20 protein-coding genes are annotated in these 20741 nt (G+C 65.2%); all 20 read left to right on the plus strand.

All coding sequences use genetic code 11. From position 1 onward, the window contains the following. The first annotated feature begins 10 nt into the window (after nt 1-10). The 20 genes from WAZ62_RS11870 to ureC all read left to right on the plus strand — a co-directional run bounded on the left by WAZ62_RS11870 (nt 11) and on the right by ureC (nt 20740). Complete coding sequence (locus WAZ62_RS11870; protein WP_422643729.1) at nt 11-814, plus strand: CbbQ/NirQ/NorQ/GpvN family protein; 804 nt, start codon at nt 11-13, stop codon at nt 812-814. Further along, entirely contained in the window at nt 811-2553 is a 1743-nt protein-coding gene (locus WAZ62_RS11875; protein ID WP_422643730.1) for a nitric oxide reductase activation protein NorD, read from the plus strand. The genes WAZ62_RS11870 and WAZ62_RS11875 overlap by 4 nt, the downstream gene beginning before the upstream one ends. Nucleotides 2554-2849: 296 nt before the next feature. Next, nucleotides 2850-3605, plus strand: coding sequence for a DeoR/GlpR family DNA-binding transcription regulator (locus tag WAZ62_RS11880; RefSeq protein ID WP_422643731.1), 756 nt, complete (start codon nt 2850-2852; stop codon nt 3603-3605). Beyond that, nucleotides 3592-4896, plus strand: coding sequence for a Zn-dependent hydrolase (locus WAZ62_RS11885; RefSeq protein ID WP_422643732.1), 1305 nt, complete (start codon nt 3592-3594; stop codon nt 4894-4896). The genes WAZ62_RS11880 and WAZ62_RS11885 overlap by 14 nt, the downstream gene beginning before the upstream one ends. Continuing rightward, nucleotides 4893-5807, plus strand: coding sequence for a phosphotransferase (locus WAZ62_RS11890; RefSeq protein ID WP_422643733.1), 915 nt, complete (start codon nt 4893-4895; stop codon nt 5805-5807). The genes WAZ62_RS11885 and WAZ62_RS11890 overlap by 4 nt, the downstream gene beginning before the upstream one ends. Before the next feature lie 2 nt (nt 5808-5809). After that, entirely contained in the window at nt 5810-6757 is a 948-nt protein-coding gene (locus WAZ62_RS11895; protein ID WP_422643734.1) for a phosphotransferase, read from the plus strand. Between the two features lie 290 nt (nt 6758-7047). Beyond that, nucleotides 7048-8355, plus strand: a complete 1308-nt coding sequence (locus tag WAZ62_RS11900) for a transporter substrate-binding domain-containing protein (RefSeq protein ID WP_422643735.1) — start codon at nt 7048-7050, stop codon at nt 8353-8355. A 148-nt stretch (nt 8356-8503) separates the two neighbouring features. After that, nucleotides 8504-9373, plus strand: coding sequence for an urea ABC transporter permease subunit UrtB (urtB, locus tag WAZ62_RS11905; protein WP_422643736.1), 870 nt, complete (start codon nt 8504-8506; stop codon nt 9371-9373). Between the two features lie 27 nt (nt 9374-9400). Continuing rightward, complete coding sequence (gene urtC / locus WAZ62_RS11910; protein ID WP_422643737.1) at nt 9401-10516, plus strand: urea ABC transporter permease subunit UrtC; 1116 nt, start codon at nt 9401-9403, stop codon at nt 10514-10516. 14 nt (nt 10517-10530) lie between these two features. After that, the gene (gene urtD, locus WAZ62_RS11915; RefSeq protein WP_422643738.1) at nt 10531-11271 is read left to right on the plus strand and encodes an urea ABC transporter ATP-binding protein UrtD; all 741 of its coding nucleotides are present in this window, start codon (nt 10531-10533) and stop codon (nt 11269-11271) included. A 2-nt stretch (nt 11272-11273) separates the two neighbouring features. Next, nucleotides 11274-11972, plus strand: a complete 699-nt coding sequence (gene urtE / locus WAZ62_RS11920) for an urea ABC transporter ATP-binding subunit UrtE (RefSeq protein ID WP_422643739.1) — start codon at nt 11274-11276, stop codon at nt 11970-11972. A 56-nt stretch (nt 11973-12028) separates the two neighbouring features. Further along, complete coding sequence (locus tag WAZ62_RS11925) at nt 12029-12469, plus strand: hypothetical protein (protein WP_422643740.1); 441 nt, start codon at nt 12029-12031, stop codon at nt 12467-12469. A 122-nt stretch (nt 12470-12591) separates the two neighbouring features. Further along, entirely contained in the window at nt 12592-14988 is a 2397-nt protein-coding gene (locus tag WAZ62_RS11930; RefSeq protein ID WP_422643741.1) for a N,N-dimethylformamidase beta subunit family domain-containing protein, read from the plus strand. Between the two features lie 139 nt (nt 14989-15127). After that, entirely contained in the window at nt 15128-16102 is a 975-nt protein-coding gene (locus WAZ62_RS11935) for a hypothetical protein (protein WP_422643742.1), read from the plus strand. An 11-nt stretch (nt 16103-16113) separates the two neighbouring features. Further along, nucleotides 16114-16809 carry a tetratricopeptide repeat protein gene (locus WAZ62_RS11940; RefSeq protein WP_422643743.1) on the plus strand — a complete coding sequence of 232 codons (696 nt, stop codon included), beginning with the start codon at nt 16114-16116 and terminating at the stop codon, nt 16807-16809. Nucleotides 16810-16824: 15 nt separating this feature from the next. Beyond that, nucleotides 16825-17136 (plus strand): hypothetical protein, encoded by a 312-nt coding sequence (locus WAZ62_RS11945; protein ID WP_422643744.1) that lies wholly within the window; start codon nt 16825-16827, stop codon nt 17134-17136. Nucleotides 17137-17149: 13 nt separating this feature from the next. Beyond that, nucleotides 17150-17665, plus strand: coding sequence for an urease accessory protein UreE (ureE, locus tag WAZ62_RS11950; RefSeq protein WP_422643745.1), 516 nt, complete (start codon nt 17150-17152; stop codon nt 17663-17665). Beyond that, nucleotides 17656-18321: an urease accessory protein UreF gene (locus tag WAZ62_RS11955; RefSeq protein WP_422643746.1), complete on the plus strand. Its 666-nt coding sequence runs from the start codon at nt 17656-17658 to the stop codon at nt 18319-18321. The genes ureE and WAZ62_RS11955 overlap by 10 nt, the downstream gene beginning before the upstream one ends. Before the next feature lie 7 nt (nt 18322-18328). Then, nucleotides 18329-19024, plus strand: coding sequence for an urease subunit gamma (locus WAZ62_RS11960; RefSeq protein ID WP_422643747.1), 696 nt, complete (start codon nt 18329-18331; stop codon nt 19022-19024). A 3-nt stretch (nt 19025-19027) separates the two neighbouring features. Further along, on the plus strand, nt 19028-20740 hold the full coding sequence (gene ureC / locus WAZ62_RS11965; RefSeq protein ID WP_422643748.1) for an urease subunit alpha: 1713 nt from the start codon (nt 19028-19030) through the stop codon (nt 20738-20740). Nucleotide 20741 lies beyond the last annotated feature (1 nt).

Genomic DNA, 20741 nt, shown 5'->3' on the forward strand with positions numbered 1-20741 from the left:
GCGGGACACCATGCCGCTCGACGGTTACAGGCTCGGCTCAGAACCCTATTACCGCGCCGTCGGTGACGAGGTGGAGATGTTCGAGGCGGCCCATGCCGCCCGGATGCCGGTGATGCTGAAAGGCCCCACCGGCTGCGGCAAGACGCGCTTCATCGAGCACATGGCCTGGCGGCTTGGCCGGCCGCTGGTCACCGTCGCCTGCCACGAGGACATGACGGCGTCCGATCTCGTCGGGCGCTATCTCCTCGATGCGGCGGGCACGGTCTGGCATGACGGGCCGCTGACGATCGCCGCCCGTCATGGCGCGATCTGTTACCTCGACGAAGTGGTCGAGGCGCGTCAGGACACGACGGTGGTCATCCATCCGCTGACCGACGAGCGCCGCGTCCTGCCACTGGAGAAGCGGAACGAGCTGGTTCAGGCCCACCCGGATTTCCAGCTCGTCATTTCCTACAACCCCGGCTACCAGAGCGTGGTCAAGGACCTGAAGGAATCGACCAAGCAGCGCTTCGCCGCACTGGAATTCGACTATCCGGTGCCGGCGGTGGAAGCCGAGGTCGTCGCCCGGGAAGCCGGCGTCGATGCGGCGACGGCGATCCAGCTGGTGCGCATGGGCGTCTGTTCCCGTAATCTTCGTGGTCACGGGCTGGAGGAGGGGGCGTCCACGCGGATGCTGATCCACGCCGGCCGCCTGATCGCGCGGGGGGCGCCGCGCGCGGCCGCCGTGCGCATGGCGCTGCTGGTTCCCCTGACGGACGATGCCGAGATTCGCGCGGCGCTGGGCGAAAGCCTGGAGGCCTGCGTCTGGCCATGACCAAGGCGACCGCCCGGCATGGCCCCGATGACAGGTCGGGGGGCAAGACCCGGCGAGAGCGCCGGTTGAAGGCCTATGCCAGGGCGATATTCGGCCGTGGCCTGAAACTGCGGACGGCGGATGCCGCCGGCCGCCGCCGCCGCGCCGGCTTCGACGGCGACACGATCGACCTGCCCGCCAGTTTCGGCGCCATGGCGGAAGGGGTTCAGGAGCGTAGCTGGCTGGCCCTGTTCGCCCATGTCGCCGCGCACCGCGCCTTTTCTCCCGGACGCTTCCAGGTTGGCGGGTTGAAGCCGGTTCAGGTGGCGCTGGTGTCCCTGATCGAGGATGCCCGGGTGGAGGCCCTGGCGATCCGCGAATGGCCTGGCCTCGCCCGGCTGTGGCGGCCGCTTCATATCGCTGGCCCGGCGGCGGTGGCCGATGCGGCGGGCCTGATGGCGCGGCTCGCCCGTGCCCTGGCCGATCCCGCCTATGTCGATGGCGATCCCTGGGTGGCCAAGGGCGTGAGGCTGTTCGAAGCGGCGCGGGACCGGCTGGAGGATGCGGCGATCAGCCGGGAGATCGGTAATCTTCTCGGTAACGACCTCGGGCAGATGCGGGTGCGCTTCGATCCGCGCGCCTATGTGGTCGAGCCGCCTTATCGCGACGATCATCAGGGACTGTGGGATTTCCCCCTGCCGGATACGCCGCCCGACGATGCCGACATATCCGCCGAATCCGTCAAGCAGGACCGGCAGGAAACGGACGATGGCCAGCGCGATCCCTCCGACGACGGCGCGCTGGCGCCGGCGAGCGAGACCTTGTCCGTCGCCCTGCGCGGCGATGACGAGGCCGGGGATGGTGGCCGTCTCACCCTCTATCCCGAATGGGATCATGTGATCGAGCGGATGCGGTCGGATTGGGTCACGCTCCGCGAAAGCCTTCCGCGGGCCGGCGATGGCGCCGGCTTCGCCGAAAGCCTCGAGGCCGACGCGGCCATTTCGCGCCAGTTGCGCTCGCTTGTCTCGAGCAACGCTATTGGCCGGCCCGAGCGCCTGCGCCGCCGGCTCGAAGGCGATGGCCTCGATCTCGACGCCTGCATCGATGCGCTGGCGGCCTTGCGCCAGCGCCGCGCCCCGGACCCCGCGGTTCACATCAGGATCGCGACGCGGCGGCGCGATCTTTCCGTCCTGCTGCTCCTCGATATTTCACAATCGACCCGCGATGCGCTGGCCGACGGCAGTGGCACGGTGCTGGACGCCATCAGGCGCGGCGCCGCCATGCTGGGCCTCGCGCTCGAGGCCATGGGCGATCCCGTCGCCGTCCATGCCTTCCAGTCGAACGGGCGGGGTGATGTTCGCTATGCGGTGGTCAAGGATTTCGCGGAATCGGCCCAGGGGGATTTTCTCTCCCGTCTCGCGGGACTTGAAGGTGGATTGTCCACCCGCCTGGGCGCGGCCATCCGGCACGCCGGCCGTCACCTTGGCGACCAGCGGAGTTTCAGGGGGCTCCTCCTCGTCGTCACCGATGGCGAGCCGTCGGACATCGATATCCATGATCGCCGCTATCTGACCGAGGATGCGCGCCAGGCGGTGCGCGAATTGGCGGGGCGGGGCATCGCCACCTATGCCATCGGTCTCGAATCCGGGGCCGAACAGGCCTTCGATCGCATCTTCGGGCGCCATGGTCATGTCTCCGTCCGCAATCTGCGCGCGCTGCCCGATCGCATGATGCAGATCTATGCCCGGCTGCGGCGCTGAGGGGGCGGAAATGAAGCGCGAAAAAGCAACAAATCCCAAATTTCTGTTGACTCAGGCTGTTGTGATTCCAAACTGGTGCCCAGGGATGGGTTGCAGCACGACTGCAACGGAAACACCGGGAAATGCGGGCGAGGCGCGCGGAAGTGGCGCTCTCGCGCGCGGGACGGTGGCATCGGAACGGCGGCGTGCCGGGCGGATGCATAAAAACAACAAATACAACATTATGGCGTTTGGTCTCTCCGCGGCTTTCACGATCCGGCGAGGGCCGGGCGGATTGATCGGGGGCACTGTTTCGCATGTTGGGGCAGCACAGGCTGGACGAGATCATGGCTAGGCTCGAACGGAATGGTCAGGTCCGGGTGGCGGAACTTGCGGCAACGCTGCAGGTTACCGATGAGACCATCCGCCGCGATCTGAAAGCGCTGGAGGGCGAAGGCCGGCTGCGCCGCATCCATGGCGGCGCCGTGGTGCCGCGCCGGAACGAGGAACAGCCCATCGATGTCCGCGGCCGGGTGAACCCCCGCGAGAAACAGCGCATCGCCGCGCTGGCGGTGGCGCTGCTGCGCGAGGGCATGTCGATCTTCATCGATACCGGCACGACCGCCAATGCCCTGGCCCAGCGGGTGGCGGAGCAGCGCGGCCTCAATGTCATCACCAATTCGCTCGATGTCGCGCTGGCCGTGGCGCGCCGGGGCAACAACCGGGTGATGATCGCGCCCGGCACCGTGCGGGCCAAGGACAACGCGGTGATCGGCGCCGATGCGATCGGCTGGGCCGGCGCCTTCTGTTACGACATCGCCTTCATGGGCATCGGCGCGGTGAACCTGGCCCAGGGCTTCATGGATTACGAGGAAGAGGAGGCGCAGCTTCGCCGCGTGCTGGTCGGCCGGGCCGAACGCTCCGTGATCCTCGCCGATGAAAGCAAATTCGGCCGCCGCGCCTTCGTGCGCACGCTGGATTTCGCCGCCGTGACGACCCTGATCACCAACGAACCCTTGTCCGCCGATTACGCGGCGGCGTTCAGGGAGGCGCGGACAGATGTCGTCTGCTGAGGCGCCCCTGCCGATGTTCCGTCCCCGGCCCGAGGACAAGGCCGAGCTGCACCGCCTGTTCGACGAGATCAACCGTCCGGGCGCCACGGCGCGCGGCGGCCTGCACCGGCTGTCGGCCAGCGCGGAAGACGGCGCGGCGCGGCAGGTCCTGTGCGACTGGCTGGCGGCGCGGGGCGTGGATGTTCGGGTGGACCCGGTGGGCAATGTCTTCGGCGTGATCGAATGGCGGAAAGGGGCACCGGTGGTGCTCTGCGGCTCCCATCTCGACAGCCAGCCCACGGGCGGACGCTATGACGGCGCTTACGGTGTGGTTTGCGCCGCGCTGGCGCAGCAGGCCGTGGCCCATGCGGTGGCAAGGGCAGGGATCACGCCGGCCTTCAATCTGGCCATGGTGAACTGGACCAACGAGGAAGGCGCCCGCTTCGTGCCGAGCCTGCTCGGCAGCAGCGTCTTCATCGGTGCCTTGGACGCCGAGGATGCCCTCGCCGTTCGCGATGAAGCCGGTATCAGTCTGGGCGAAGCCCTGAGCCGGATCGGCTTCAAGGGAACCCGGGGCCTCGATCTCGACGTGGCCGGCTATGCCGAGGTTCATGTCGAACAGGGGCGTGGCCTGGAATCCTCGGGCACGCGGATTGGCGTGGTGCGCGGCACCTGGGCCGCCCTGAAATTGCGGGTCAAGCTGAAGGGCGATCAGGCCCACACCGGCCCCACCCCGATGAAGGATCGGCGCGACGCCCTGCTGGCGGCTGCCCATGTGATCGCCGAAGTTCGGGCGATCGCCGATGACGAGCCTGCCGGTGTGATGCACAGTTCGGTTGGCCGGCTTCACGTCTATCCCAATTCGGCCAATGTCGTGCCGTCCGACGTGACCGCCTATGTCGAATTCAGATCGCGCCAGCCCGAGGTTCTCGACAGGGCGGAGCGGCGTTTCGCGGCGAGCCTGAACCGCTTCGCCGCGATGACGGGCACGAGCTTCGAGATCGAGGATCGCAGCCTGCGGGCACCAGCCGGGCTGGATCCCGCCCTTGGCGATCTCGCGCATGAGGTCGCGGCGGGGGTCGGGCTTGCTTCGGCCGATGTCGACACGGTTTCCGGCCATGACGCCATTTCCCTGTCGCAGGTAACGCCGACGGTGCTCCTCTTCGTCCCGAGCGCGGGCGGCATCGCCCATAACGAGGGGGAATATACCTCGCCCGAGGACCTGGAGGCGGGTCTCGACGTGATGGCCGGGGTGATCGGGCGCATGTGCCTGGCCGGCGCGGCGCGGGAAGACGAGGGAGCGGCGGCATGACGGCGCTCGGCGGCTGGATGATCGCGGATCTGGCGGCGCGCCTTGGCGTGCCGGACACGCGGCCCGTCGCCTCGCCCCTCCGGCTCGCGACCGACTGGGATGGCCAGCGTCTCGAAACCGCTTCGGGACCCTGCTTCGTGAAGAAGCTGCGTGCCGGGCAGGGGGCCGTGATCGATGTCGCGGCCGTCGCCGAGGCTTCGGCCCTGGCCGGCGCCATCGGTATCGCGCCCCGTCTTCTGGCGGCGGACGCCGATCGGGGGCTGCTGGTGTTCGAGGCGCTGGATGAAGCGGACTGGCATTGGTCCTGTATCGACGATCTGATCGACGAGCGCCTGTCGCCCCTGCTTGGCGCCATGAAGGCATTTCACGCGGCGGGGACGCTTTCTGTCCGGCGCGATATTTTCGCCGATATCGCCGCGCTGCGCGCTCTCGCGGCCGGGGCTGGGGCCAATCTTCCCCATGATGCCGTCTGGCTTGGCCAATGTGTCGACTTGATCGGTATTGCGATGGCCGCCGCCGGCAGCGATGCGGTGCCGGTCCGCGCTGATGGCGCGGCATCGAATGTGCTGCGGTGCAGGGACGGCGGGGTGTTGCTGGTCGATTTCGATCGGGCCGGCATGGGCGATCCCTGGCTCGATGTCGCCGTCGTCCTCAATGAACTCTTCCAGTTCGAGGAAGAATGGCAGGCCGCGCTCGAGCTGTGGGCGGGCCGCTGTCACCCCGCCGAATATGCCCGCGTCCGGCTCTATGCCATGGCCGACGACATGTATTGGGGCTTGTGGGGCCTGTGGAATGCCGCGCTTCACCGCGGTCAGGGCATCGAGTTCTTCAAATATGGCCAGTGGCGCTTGCTGCGCCTGCGCCAGTCCCTGTCGGATGCCCGCTTCGAAGCCTGGCTGAGGAGGGTCTGACCATGAGCACCTCCTTCACGGCATATGGTCAGGGGGCGACACAGGCCGCGCGGGCGCTGGAGCGGGAAATCGCCAAGGTCGCGGCGTGGCAGGGAAGGACGCTGTCCTACCGTGTGGTATCGGGCGGCATTTCCAACGCCAACTGGCGGGTCCGGGTCGAAGGCAATACCCAGGATTACTTCGTCAAGATCCCGGGCCCCGGCACCGAGATCTTCGTCGATCGCCGCGCCGCGCATGACGCCAGCCTGGCCGCCGCGGCCTCGGGCTATGGTCCGCCGGTGGTCGGCTTCATCGAGGACAGCGGGGTTGAAATCCTCGGCTATGTCGACGGCTGGCGGTCGTCGTCCAACGATGATTTCCTGCAACCCCACATGCGGCGCAACGCGACGACGGCCCTGCGGGCCTTCAACGATCAGCCGCGCCTCGGTCTGACCAAGACCGTCTTCGACATGATCGACGAACATGAGGCGCAGTCGGCGGAACTGGGCGCCCGGCGTCCCCTCGATCACGCCTGGCTTCGCCTGCAGTGCGACCGAGCGAAGGCGGCGATCACAGCCGCCGGGATCGATCTGGTGCCCTGCATGAACGACACGATCGCCGCCAACTTCATGGTCGACGGCACGGGCGAAGTCATGCTGATCGATTTCGAATATGCCTCGAACAACGATCGCGCCTACGAGATCGCCATGTGGTTCGGCGAGATGTTCTTCGACCCGGATACCGAGGCGGAGATCATCGAGGATTATTTCGGTCAGGTAACGCCGGAGATTTCGGCTCGCATCCATCTGCACAAGGCACTGGCCGACATCAAGTGGGCCACCTGGTCGATGGTGCAGCGACGCATTTCGTCGATCGATTTCGACTACTACAAATACGGCATCTGGAAGTTCATGCGGGCTCGCACGCTGATGAACAGCGACAGTTGGGAATATTCGCTGCGCAAGGTCTAAGCGGGCGGCGCTTCGGCGCCCTGTCTGAGCACCGGATGTTTCAGGGCCAATGATGTCCCTGGTCTCGAAGAAAACGAAAAATATAACCGTGGGCGATCTATTTGCCTGCGCGCGGGGATGTCTTTGCAAAATTCCGGTCAGGAAACTAAATTGACTAATAAGAAAATATATTTCTTGACGATACTGAAGACTTCTCACTAAATGTTGTCCGGGCGTCGCTGGCAGGATTGTAACCATCAGGTTTCCTACCGGGGGCTCAGGCAGGCGATGGACATGCAAGGAGGCGGGCTATGAAGATTTCACGTCGTGGGTTTCTGAAGAAGACGGCCGTGGCCGCCGCCGCGATCGCGGCGCCGCATCTCTGGGTGCCGGTCACCCGGGAAGCCTGGGGTGCCACCCTGAAGAAGGGCGAGCCGATCAAGATCGGCATCCTGTTCTCGCTCACCGGTTCGCTGGCCGTGCCGGAAGAGGATTCGACCCTCGCGATGCAATATGCCATCGACGAGATCAACGCGGCCGGCGGCATCAATGGCTCGCCGATCGAACCCGTGATCATCGACGCGAAGTCCGACTTCAACGTCTATTCCGAAAAGATGAAGGAGCTGATCCTTCGTCACAAGGTGATCGCGACCTTCGGCTGTTACACCTCGGCCAGCCGCAAGGCGGTGCTGCCGGCGGTGATGCAGCACAAGAGCCTGCTTTATTATCCGACCTGTTACGAAGGCGCGGAATGCACGCAGAACACCATCTGCACCGGCCCGCTGGCCAACCAGCATTCCAAGGACCTGATCCCCTTCATGGTCCAGAACTTCGGCAAGAAGGTCTTCTTCGTCGGCTCGGACTATGTCTGGCCGAAGGAGTCGAACAAGAACGCCAAGGTGTGGCTGGAGCAGGCGGGCGGCGAACTGCTGGGCGAGGAATATATTCCGCTCGGCTCGTCGGAATTCACCCCCGTGCTGAACAAGATCAAGCAGGCCAACCCGGACTTCATCTTCTCGACCGTGGTCGGCGCGTCCGACATCGCCTTCCACAAGCAGTTCAAGCAGGAAGGCTTCAAGGTCGAAAAAATGCCGATCGCCTCGCTCACCACCGGTGAGATCGAGACCAAGGCGATGGGTGTCGAATATGGCGCCGGTCACTTCCTGTCGGCGCCCTATTTCCAGGGCCTGGACAATCCGACCAACGCGAAGTTCGTCGAGAAATTCCTCGGCAGCAAATACGGCAAGAACGGCACCACGCACTACAACATGGAAGAGACCTATACCTCGGCCTATGTCTTCAAGTATGGCCTCGAGAAGGCCATCGCGGACCATGGCATCGAGGACGTCACTTCCGCGAAGCTGCGCGACGCCAGCGCCGGCATCAAGGTGCCGGACGAAGTCTCGCCCGAAGGCCTGACCTGGATCGATCCCGAGAACTTCAACACCTGGCTGGTGCCGAAGATCGGTCAGTGCCAGGCCGACGGCAGCTTCAAGATCGTGAAGCAGGCCGCCGAACATGTGGCGCCGGATCCGTACTCGATCTATCCCGACCTTGGCAAATGCACCGCCAAGGGCCTGATGGCGCCGGACGGCAAGCTGCGCACCAACGTCATCTGAACGACAACGACAAGGCACGGCTCCATGAGGGCCGTGCCGCCCGACCGGGAGGCAGCGGGCAGGGTGATACATGCGAAATGGGTCGCGTGTGTGTCATTGATTTTGCCGGCGGAGGCGCAACGTGGACAGTCTGTTCGGAAATTTCGACTTGAGTGCTTTTGCGAGTGCCCTGCTGCTGGGCATCTCGATCGGTTCGATCTGGTTGATCGCTGCACTCGGTCTTACCATCATCTATGGCACGGCCGGCGTCATCAACATGGCGCATGGCGAATTCCTGATGCTCGGGGCCTATTCGTCCTACATGCTTCAGGCCTATTTCGGCGTGCCGTTCTTCCTGTGCATTCCGGCGTCCTTCGTCATCGTCGGCCTGGTCGGCCTGATCATGGAACGAGGGTTGATACGCTATCTCTACAATCGGCCGCTCGATACGCTGCTCGCCACCTGGGGCGTGTCGCTGGTGCTGATGCAGGGCGTGCGGCTGATCTTCGGGTCGGACCCGAAATATATCGCCGTGCCGCAGATGTTTCAGGAAAGCGTCGAGATCGGCTTCTTCTCGATCTCGCTCTTCCGCATCGTCGTGCTGCTGATCACCGCCCTGCTGGTCGCCATGATATGGTATCTGTTCTATCGCACCCGCTTCGGGATGCAGGTGCGTGCCGTCACCCAGAACAAGGAAATGGCGGCCGCCTTCGGCATCAATTCCGGCCGGGTCTACATGATGACCTTCGCGCTGGGCGCCGGCCTCGCCGGTGTCGCCGGCTCGCTCTTCGGGGTGCTGAACATCGTGCTGCCCACCATGGGCACGTCCTATGTCGTCCAGGCCTTCCTGGTGGTCGTCGTCGGTGGCGGTTCGCTGGTCGGCAGCGTCGCGGCCGGTGCCGGCACGGGCGAACTGCAGTCGATCTTCGCCTATTTCACCTCGGATACTTTCGCCCGCTTCCTGCTCTTCGTCCTCATCGTGATCCTGCTTCGTTACAAGCCCCAGGGCCTGTTCGCGATCACGAAGGCACGACGCTGACCCGTTGACGGACGAGGAGTACGCACCATGTTCAAGAGCAATCCCTACCATAACAAGACCGCCCAATGGGTCGTCTATGTCCTGTTCTTCGGGGCTCTGGCGTTCGTTCCCGTGCTCAGCGACGACGCCTTCATGATGAACCAGTTCGCCACTTATGGCGTCTTTGGCATGCTGGCGCTGTCGATCTCGCTGTGCTGGGGCTTCGGCGGCATCCTCAATCTCGGTCAGGGCATTGCCTTCGGCCTCGGCGCCTATGGCATGGCCATGACGATGCAGATGCAGAGCCAGGATCCCGAAACCAGCCCGATGCCGCCCTTCATGCTGAACAACAGCCTCGAACAGCTGCCCCTGATGTGGGAGCCGTTCTGGCACACGGGCTGGGGCATTTTCATCGCCCTCGCCGTGCCGACCCTGTTCTGCGTGATCTTCGGCACCATCATGTTCCGGGCGCGGGTTTCCGGTCCCTTCTTCGCCATCATGTCGCTAGCGATGCTCTCGGCCTGGTACACGATCATCCTCGACAGCCAGCCCTTCACCAATGGCGTCAACGGCATCAGCCCGCCGGCGCCCCTGACCATCGGCGGCTTCGAGATCGACCCCTACAGCGGCTTCATCTACTGGATGGTGCTGTTCCTGCTGGCTGCCATGACGTTGATCATCAAGCTGATCACCACGTCGAAATTCGGTCTGATCGTTCAGGCGGTGCGCGCGGATTCAGAGCGGGTGCGCTTCCTCGGCTACAGCGTCTCCTACTACGAGACGGTGATCTATGCCGTGTCCGGCTTCATCGCCGCCATCGCCGGCTGCTGCTGGGTGGTTGCCGTGCAATATGTCTCGCCGGCGCAGCTCGATGTGTCGTTCAGCATCTCCATGGTCATCTGGGCCGGGATCGGCGGGCGCATGTCGCTGCTGGGATCCATCATCGGCGCCTTCATGATCCAGGGCGGCCAGAGCTATCTGGGTGACGAATTCCTCGCCACCTGGCTGCTCATTCTCGGCGGCTTCTTCATCTTCGTGGTCCGCTTCCTGCCCAAGGGCCTGGCGGGTCTTCTGGAAAGCGGTCTCGGTCTTCTGGTGGCCAAGCCCGCGACCGAGCGCGAAGCCGCGCCGGGGCCGGTTGCCGGCGCCAAGGTTCAGGGCTGAGGGAGGGCGAGACGATGGGTATCCTCGAGATCCACAACCTGTCCAAGGATTACAGCGGCACGGTCGTTCTGAACGACTTCAGCCTCGATGTGGTCGAACTCACGCTGTGCTGTCTGCTTGGCCCGAATGGTGCCGGCAAGACGACGACGATGGACATGATCACGGGCCGGCAGAAGCCGTCCTCGGGCAGGATCCTGCTGAACGACAATGACATCACCGGTCTCGACGAGCACGAGATCGCGCGCCGGGGCATCGGCCGGAAGTTCCAGGTGCCGGCGGTGTTCAAGGATCTGACCGTGCGTCAGAACCTCGAAGTCGCCTACAGCCGGCAGACCAGCCCGTTCAAGAACATGTTCCGTTTCCGCGATCCGGGCATGGAGCGGAAGCTGGACGAGGTGGCGACCCAGGTCGGCCTCACCCAGCGTCTCGCCATCGAGGCGGGCACGCTGTCCCACGGCGAGACCCAGTGGCTGGAGATCGGCATGGTCCTGATGCAGGACCCGCAGATCCTGCTGATGGACGAACCGGCGGCCGGCATGACCGAGCAGGAAATCGACAAGACATCCCGCATGTTCAACGAGCTGAAGAAGACCAAGACCCTGGTCGTCGTCGAACACGACATGGCCTTCGTCCGCGAGATCGCGGATGTGGTCACGGTCATGCACATGGGCGCCCATCTCGCGACGGGCTCGATCGACCAGATCGAAGCCAACGCCCGGGTGCGCGAAGTCTATCTCGGCAGTGAGGAGCACTGACCATGCTGCTGGAATTCGAGAACGTCACATCCTACTACGGCAAGACCCCGATCCTCTGGGAGATGAGCTTCGGCGTCGAGAAGGGCGAGTGCCTGTGCGTGCTGGGGCGGAATGGCGTGGGCAAGACCACGCTGGTGCGCACCATCATGGGTCTCACCGATCGCTCGACCGGCAAGATCACCATCAACGGCCAGGACATCGGCAACCGGCCGACCCATGACCGCGCCCGCTACGGCCTTGGTTACGTGCCGCAGGGCCGGCAGATCCTGGGCAATTTCTCGGTGAGGGAGAATATCCTTCTCGGCACTTTCGCCCGGGCCGATGCCGCGACCGAGGTTCCGCCGCTTTGCCTCGAATTGTTTCCCTATCTCGCGGAAAACCTGAACAAGCGGGCGGGTCTTCTGTCGGGCGGGCAGCAGCAGCAACTGGCGATCGCCCGCGCGCTCGCCGCCAATCCGACGGTGCTGCTCCTCGACGAGCCGACGGAAGGCATCCAGCCGAATATCGTGCAGGAGATCGGCAACACGCTGATGCGGCTGAACCGGGAATTCGGCATCACGCTGATCCTGACCGAACAGCACATCAAGGTCGCCCGCAAGCTGGGCCATGCCTTCGTGATGATGGATCACGGCCGCGTCGTGGCCAAGGGCCCGATCGGCGAAGTCACGGAAGAACTGGTGAACAGGCATTTGACGATCTGAGGGCGCGCCGCGTCCCCAGTACTGGGTCGAAACCGGACCATGAAGCGAGGGAAGACATGATTCCGATACCAAAGAAGGGCACGCCCGAGCGCGAGCGCCTGATCCAGGAACACCTGGAGTGCACGAAATCGATGGAAGGCGTCGCCGGCTTCTCCGTCCTCAAATGCGCGACCCCGGGCGACACCACCGATATCAGCGGCGGCGTCCACGAGGATTATCTGCTGCGCCGAGTGTTGCTGCGGATGCGCGGCGCCTCGGTCAAGGGCAAGCTCGTCGTCATCTGCACCGAGGTCGAGAAGGCCTGGCGCATCGGCCGCCTGTCGGGCATCCGCGGCGTGCCGCCGACCTTCGTCAACGACAAGGTCTATACAAGCGAGCAGGAAATCCAGCACGACATCTTCCTGATGCGTCTCGATGAAATGCCGGAAACCGATGGTATGCCGGAACATTACACCGAGGGTTACAAGCGCCGGGATGACAACTGGCCCGTGACCTGACCGGCTGAACGCACCGACGATTTGCCGGGTTTGGGTCGGACCCGGCGGACCCTGGTGCCCTCGAAAACTGGGATCAACTCACCAACATCCCCCAGGGATGCGTGGAACGGAGGACTCTACTCATGTGCGCCATGCGGCTCACCGGCTACGCTGACAAGTTCAGCGTCCATCCGGGCGACAAGATCAAATTCTACATCAACTGCGACGGCCCCGCGAAATACGATGCTTCGATCGTTCGTCTGATCAATGGCGACACCAACCCGCGCGGCCCCGGCTTCATCGAAGCAGCCGTTCCCTCGGCGGTCGAAGGCACCTATGAAGGTGTGAAGCAGGTCGTCTACGGCGGCTCCTACGGCTATGTCACCGACGCGCCGCAGCTCCGGGTCGAGAGCTTCACCCTGCAGTGCTGGATCTGGCCGACCACGCCGGCGACCGATCCCCGCTACTGGAAGCATGGTCCCCAGGGCCTGGTCACCAAATGGTCGGACGGCAGGGGTTACGGCCTCTTCATCAACGAGGCCGGCTGCGCCGAGCTTCGCATCAACGGCGAGACCTTCTCGACCGGCGCCAGGCTGCGTGACCATGCCTGGCATTTCCTGGCCGCGAGCTTCGATGCCGCGACCGGCGAGGTCGTGCTCTATCACGAGCCGCAGGTCGTCTATGCCCTCGATCCGGTGATCCCGCCGGTCACGGCGACATTCGCCGGCAAGATCGAGCATTCGGCCATTCCGCTGGTGATCGCCGGCTATGTCGGCCATCTGGACCCGAGCCCGCTGGCCTATTCGTCGCTGCCGAAGGGTGTCGTCGTCGCCGGTCATTACAATGGCAAGATCGACAGCCCGCGGCTGTGCAGCCGCGCCCTGTCGCGCTTCGAGATCGAGATGATGAAGGCGGGCGTGCAGCCCGGCCTGACCGAGCGGCGCAATTCCGGCCCGACCGGGGCCCTGTCGGAAACCATCGTCGCCGCCTGGGATTTCTCGGACGGGATCAACACGCTCAGCGCCAGGGACCTTGGTCCCTACAAGTTCCACGCCGCCCTGGTCAATTGCCCGACCCGCGCCCTGACCGGCTACAACTGGGCCGGCACCGTGTTCGACTGGAAATCCTCGCCCAAGGAATATGGCGCGATCCATTTCCATGACGACGATCTCGACAACGCCCGCTGGGAAGTCAGCTTCGAGTGGGACGTGCCCGAGGACGCCAAGAGCCGCTTCTACGCCGCCAAGGTCACCACGGCCGAGGGCGACGAGGATTACGTGCCGTTCTGGGTCGTGCCGCGTCTTGGCCAGGAACAGTCGAAGATCGCGGTGATGGTTCCGACCATCTCCTACATGGCCTATGCCAACGAGCATGTCGCCTGCAACGCCGGCGGCGCGGAACTCTTCGTCTACCGCGTGCCGATCATGCAGCAGCAGAACATGTTCCTGGCCGAGCACCGCGAATATGCCGGCTCGATCTACGACACTCACACCGATGGCTCGGGCATCTGCCTGTCGTCGCGTCTGCGGCCGATCCTGTCGATCCGGCCGAAGTACGACCACTTCCTGGCTCAGGCGCCGTGGCAGTATCCCGCCGACCTCCACCTCATCTACTGGCTGGAGACCATGGGCTATGAATATGACGTCTTCACCGACGAGGATGTGACCTATGACGGTCTCGCCCGGCTGGAGAATTACAACGTCATCATCACCGGCTCGCACCCTGAGCATAATTCGGGCCCGCAGCTCGACGCCCTGCACAATTACACGCAGCGCGGCGGCCGCCTGATGTACATGGGCGCCGACGCCTGGTACTGGGTGCATTCCTTCCACCCGGCCTATGACGATCTGGGCCGCGGCATCGTCACCGAAATGCGGCGCTGCGAATCCGGCATCCGCACCTGGCGTGCCGACCCCGGTGAATATTATCATCAGGGCACGGGCGAGCTGGGTGGCATGTGGCGTTATCGTGGCCGTTACCTGCACTCGGTCGCCGGCACCGGCATGTCGTCCGAAGGCTTCGACATCTCGACCTATTACTCGCGGACGCCGGAAAGCCTGGACAGCCGCGTGGCCTTCGCCTTCGAAGGCATCGAATATGACGAGAAGCTGGGCAACTTCGGTCTCGTCGGCGGCGGCGCGGCCGGTCTCGAACTCGACATCGTCGACACCATGCTGGGCTCGCCCCCGCATATCCTGACGGTGGCGACCTCGGCCGGGCGTCACACCGAAGCCTATCTCCTCGTCATGGAGGACTTTGGCTTCAACCAGCAGGGTCTCGACGGCACGGTGCATCCGCGCGTTCGCGCCGACATCACCTTCCACGAGACGCCGAACGGTGGTGGCTGCTTCGCCTTCAGCTCGATCGCTTACTGCGGGTCGTTGCCGTGGAACAATTGCGACAACAACATCTCGAAGCTGACGAAGAACGTGCTCGATTACTTCGCCAAGGACGGTCCGCTGCCGGCGGCCCCGGCCGAGGCGATCAAGCATCGCGGCCGGGCGGATTACGAAAGCCCGGCTCTGGCTTCATCGCGGTAACGCGGTGACGGCGGGCATTCGCGGCGGCGACCCAGCGCCGCGGATGCCCGCCACTTTTTCCGATCCGGCTGGCAGGGAAGGCACAGGCATGATGTGGCAGGACGGCTCGAGCGCGCGGCAAAAGGCGGATAGACCGAATATGCTGGATATCGCGGCCTTCAGGACCCTTGGCTTTGCCCGTCAGGAAGACGAGGCGATCTGGACCAGGGACTGGATCTGCATCGGCACCTGCGACGATGTCGCCGAGACCGGCGATGTCCTGCCCTATACGATCGGCGATCATGCCATGCATGTGCAGCGCGGCGCCGATGGCGGTCTGGCCGGGCGTTTCAACAAGGCGCAGCACGGTGGTTGCCGCGTCGTGCCCCTGCAGTGCCAGCAGGGCACCAAGACCCCCTGTTCCTTCACCTCCTGCGGCCATAGCCGGGACCGGAAGGCAATCAGCGCGGGCGAACTCGGCGATGATACGCCCGAGATGTACCAATATCTTGGCCTGCGGCCCGAACGCCTGTTGCCCGTGCGCGTGGCCGAGGCCGGATCGCTGCTCTTCGCTCATCTCGATCCCCACGGCGAGGAGATCGATCGCATTGCATCGGCACTGGCGGAGTTCGCGCCGATGATCGCGCGTGACGGCACGCCGCGCCTGTTCGAGGAGTGGCTGGAGTTCGGCGGCAACTGGAAGCTGGTCGGGCAATATATCGCCGGGATCGACACGCAAACGCCGTCCGGCAGCGCCGACATGCTGACGGGCGAGACGGTACTGGGCCGCGTGCGCGGCCGGGCCGCCTGGCTGTTTCCCAATCTGGTCGTGCTCAAGGCCGGGGAGGCCGTCTGCGTCGTCCTGCTGCAGCCCACCGCGCTGACAAGGACGCTGTGCCGCGTTCATGTCTTTGGCGATGACGGGCTCGGCTGGCGCAATGTGATCAACAGCCGGGGGATCGAGGCGGCGCGCAGCCAGTCCGCGGTCGATGGCATCGTCGACATGCGCGGACGTGGCCCCATGCCCGTGGTCTCGGACCCGGCGGCGCGCTGGTTGTGCGACAGGGTGGCGAGACGCTTCGATGCCCATCCGCTGGACGGCGCCGCCAACGAACTCGCATCTTTCATCTATTGACGGGGATAGCCATGAACACGGCCACAGACATCGCGACCACGCCCACCCTCGTCGAGGCGGTCGCGCTTTATCACCGGGGTGACGCCGCCGGTGCCCGGGTCATGTTTCTCGCGCTTGCCGAGGACGGCGATGCCGAGGCGGCGGCCTGGGTCGGGGCGCTCCACGCCAATGGCGAAGGCGTGGCATCCGATCTTGGCATCGCCTTCACCTGGTATCTGCGGGCGGCGGAAGCCGGCGCGGTCGCGGCCATGACCAATGTCGGCGCCATGCTGGTGATGGGACAGGGCACCGCGGTCGATGCCGTTGCCGGTCTTGCCTGGCTGACCCGGGCCGCCGAGGCGGGCGATGCCATGGCGCAGGCCAATCTGGCCGCGCTCTATTTCAAGGGCGACCGGGTAGGTAAGGATGAGGTCGCCGCCGCCATCTGGTTTCGGCGCGCCGCGGAACAGGGACATTACCCGTCTCAGGCCCGCCTCGGCTTTCTCTATGCCAATGGCTTCGGGGTCGAGAAGGATCGCTCCCAGGCTTTCGCCTGGCTGTCGCTGGCGGCGCAGCATGGGGTCGGCACCGCGCTCAATGCCCTGGAAGGCGTGGTGTCCCAGATGTCGGCCGAGGAAAAGCAGCGCGGCGCCGGCCTGTTTCAGGCCTGGCGCGGCCGCACCGCCTCGGTCAGTTCGCCCGCCCGCCTCGTGCCGGTTCCGGGCTGAGGGGAGGGCAGGGCCATGACCTTTTCCGTGCAGCAGATCAAATTCGACTGCTTCAGTTACATCAAGGAATTCGGCGCCCGCATGGAGGACTGGACCATCGGCATGGCCGAGGACCCGGAACAGGCGATGTTCGACACCCTGGGCATCGACCGCGACCGCGACATCTGGCTGTGGAAGCCGGCGATGACGCCGGTCGCGGCACGGACCGTGGTCGATTTCATGGTCGGCCGCTATCGCCTCGATCCTGCCCCCGGCTTCGGCCCGGCGCGGGCGGGCAGATGCGTTTTCATGTATCGCAAGTCCGGCGTGACGCCGGGGCACGGGTAACGAGGAGGGCGTCATGGCCATCGGTGACATCGCAGCGCGCGCGCCTGTCGCGGGCGGCGCCATGCTGAAGATCGATTCCATCCTGGGCAACCGGCTGGATCCCGCGCTGGCCGAGCGGCTGCACCATGTCGAGCATCATGGCGGGATTGACCTCGTTACCATCGACCCGGCCGATGTCGCCCGTCACCGCCTGCGCGTGACCTCGGGCCGGGGGCGGGATCTCGCCATTGCCCTGCCGCGCGATCAGCAGCTGTTCGATGGCGCGGTGCTTTTCCTCGATGGTCATTCGGCGATCGTGCTGCGGGTCGCCGGCCAGCACTGGTTGCGCCTGGTGCCCGAGCGGCCCGAAGATGCGCTCGAACTGGGCTATCACGCCGGCAATCTGCACTGGAAGGTGCGTTTCGAGGGTGGCGCGCTGCTCGTCGCGCTGGAGGCGCCGGCAGCCGATTATATCGCCCGGATGGCGAGCCAGCTCGGCGGCCGAACCTTTGGCGCCAGTGTTCTCGAAAGCCTGCCCAAATGCCCCTGAGCCGTCTCCTGTGGCAGGCGGACAGCGCCTTTCCGGGCGGTAGTTTCGGCTTCTCCAACGGGATGGAGGCCCTTGCTGCCGCCAGTGATCTGTCGACGGCGCTGGCGCTGGGCGAGGCGCTCTCGCTGCTCCTTCGCCATCGCTGGGCGCGGTTCGACCGGGTGGCGCTGGCGAGGGCCTATTGGTCGGCGGATGATCTCGATCTTGTCGCCGCCTGCGACCGTCTGGTCGAGGTCTCCAGCCTGGTGGCGCCCTTGCGGGAAGGCTCGGCGCGCAATGGCCGGGCCTTCCTGACCACCCACGACAGGCTGGGCACGCCGGGCGCCGGCGACTATCTGCGCCGGATCCGCGCCGGTGCCGCGCCCGGTCACCTCGCCGTGGTGCAGGGTCTGGTCTGGGCCCGCCTTGGCATTTCCCCGGAAGAAGCGGTGGCGCTATCGCATTACACCACCGCGACGGCGCTGACCCAGGCGGCGGTGCGCCTTGGCGCGATCGGCGCGATCGAGGCCCAGCGCGCCCTTGTTCACGCCCTCGATGACAGCGCCGATCTGGTGGTCCTGCCGGCGCCGGGCGAGGACCTGTTCAGTTTCACGCCCTTCGTCGATATCGCGGTTCAACGCCACATGCGCGCCGACGTGCGCTTCTTTGCCAATTGAGGTCGCCATGCTGCTGACACCCACGGAAATGGAACGGCTGGTCATCTTCACCGCCGCCGAAATGGCCCGCAAGCGAAGGGCCCGGGGCCTGAAGCTGAACCACCCGGAAGCGGTTGCCCTGATCTGCGACGAAATCCTGGAAGGCGCGCGGGACGGGCGTTCGGTCGCCGATCTCATGGGTTTTGGCTCCACCGTGCTGACGACCGACGATGTCATGCCGGGTGTCGCCGCCCTGATGCCGATCCTGCAGGTCGAGGGTCTGTTCCCGGATGGCACGAAACTGGTCACGGTGCATGAACCCATCCGCCCTGCGGCGGGATCGGCGCCCGACGATCTGGTGCCCGGGCGCCTGCATCCGGCCGATGGCGATATCGAGCTGAACGCCGGCCGTCCGCCGGTCAGCGTCCTGGTGCGCAACAGCGGCGACCGGCCGATCCAGATCGGTTCCCACTATCATTTCTTCGAGGCGAACAAGGCCCTCGATTTCGATCGCGAAGCCGCTTTCGGGCGCCGGCTGGATATTCCCGCCGGCACCGCCGTCCGCTTCGAGCCGGGGCAGGAAAAATCCGTCACCCTCGTCCGCTTCGGCGGGCGCCAGTCGCTGACCGGGTTGAACGGACTGACCGGGGGCGACGTGACCGACCCGGCGGTCAAGGACGCGGCCCTCGCGCTGGCGCGGGCCCGCGGTTTCAGGGGGGCTTGAGCCATGGCGATCATTTCTCGGGCGGCTTACGTCTCGCTCTATGGCCCAACGGTGGGCGATGGCATCGAACTGGGTGATACCGGCCTCGTCGCGGTGATCGAGAAGGATTACGCGGTTTACGGCGACGAATGCCTGCATGGCGGCGGCAAGACCCTGCGTGATGGCATCGGTCTCGCCGCCGGTGTGACCAGCGCGGAAGGGGCGCTGGATTTCCTGCTGTGCAACGCCGTGATCATCGATCCGGTCGTCGGCATCGTTAAGGGCGATCTTGGCATTCGCGACGGCCGCATCGTCGGCATCGGCAAGGCGGGCAATCCGGCCATCATGGATGGCGTCGATCCCCGGCTGATCGTCTCGGCCGCGACCACGGTCCGCGATTGCGAGGGCCTGATCGTCACGGCCGGCGCGATCGATGTCCATGTCCATTTCGACAGCGCGGGCCTTTGCGATCACGCGATCTCGTCGGGTATCACCACGCTGTTCGGCGGCTCGCTCGGTCCGATCACCGTCGGGATCGACTGCGGCGGCCCGTTCAACGTCGGCAAGATGCTGCAGGCGGCGGAAGCCTTTCCGGTCAATTTCGGCTTTCTCGGCCGGGGCAATTCCCATGTCTCGGCCTCGCTGGTCGAACAGCTGGAAACGGGCTGCGTCGGTCTGAAGATCCATGAGGACTGGGGGGCGATGCCCGCGACCATCGATCACTGTCTGTCGGTGGCCGATGATCTGGATTTCCAGGTCCAGCTGCACACCGACACGCTGAACGAATCCGGTTTCGTCGAAGATACGCTGGCGGCGATCGGCACGCGCACGGTCCATATGTATCACACGGAAGGGGCGGGCGGCGGCCACGCCCCCGATATCATCCGGGTGGCGGGGCTCGCCAACTGCCTGCCGTCCTCGACCAATCCGACCAATCCCTACACGGTCAACACCTTCGACGAACACCTCGACATGACCATGGTGTGCCACCATCTGAACCCGGCGATCCCGGAAGACGTGGCCTTCGCCGAAAGCCGGATCCGCGCCCAGACCATCGCGGCCGAAGACGTGCTGCATGATATCGGCGCCATCTCCATGCTGGGCTCCGACAGTCAGGGCATGGGCCGCATTCACGAGGTGATCTGCCGGACCTGGCAGCTGGCCTCGAAGATGAAGCGCCAGCGCGGGCCTCTGCCGGAAGACAAGCCCGGCCGGGGCGACAATGCCCGTATCAAGCGCTATGTCGCGAAATATACGATCAATGCCGCCCGCAGCTTCGGCGTCGCCCAGCACATCGGCTCGCTCGAGGATGGCAAGATGGCGGATATCGTCGTCTGGCGGCCCGGCTTCTTCGGCATCAAGCCGGAAATCGTGATCAAGGGCGGTTTCATCGCCTGGGGCGCCATGGGCGATTCCGCGGCGTCGCTGATGACCTGCGAGCCCTTGCGGATGCGGCCGCAATGGGGCGCTTTCGGCCGGGCGGCCCCGGCGCTTTCCGCCTGTTTCGTCCATCCGCTGGCGATTCAGAAGGATCTGGCGGGCACGCTTGGCCTGTCCAAGATGTTGCTGCCGGCGGTGGGCACGCGCAAGCTGACCAAGGCCGACATGCTGTGGAACGACCGCTGTCCCGAAATGCGCGTCGATCCCCAGACCTTCGATGTCTATGTCGATGGCGAGATCGCCACCTGCGCGCCGGCCTCGGAAGTTCCCCTCGGCCAGCGCTACATGCTGCGGTGAC

It is taken from the genome of Zavarzinia sp. (assembly GCF_049306435.1).
GTDB lineage: Bacteria > Pseudomonadota > Alphaproteobacteria > Zavarziniales > Zavarziniaceae > Zavarzinia.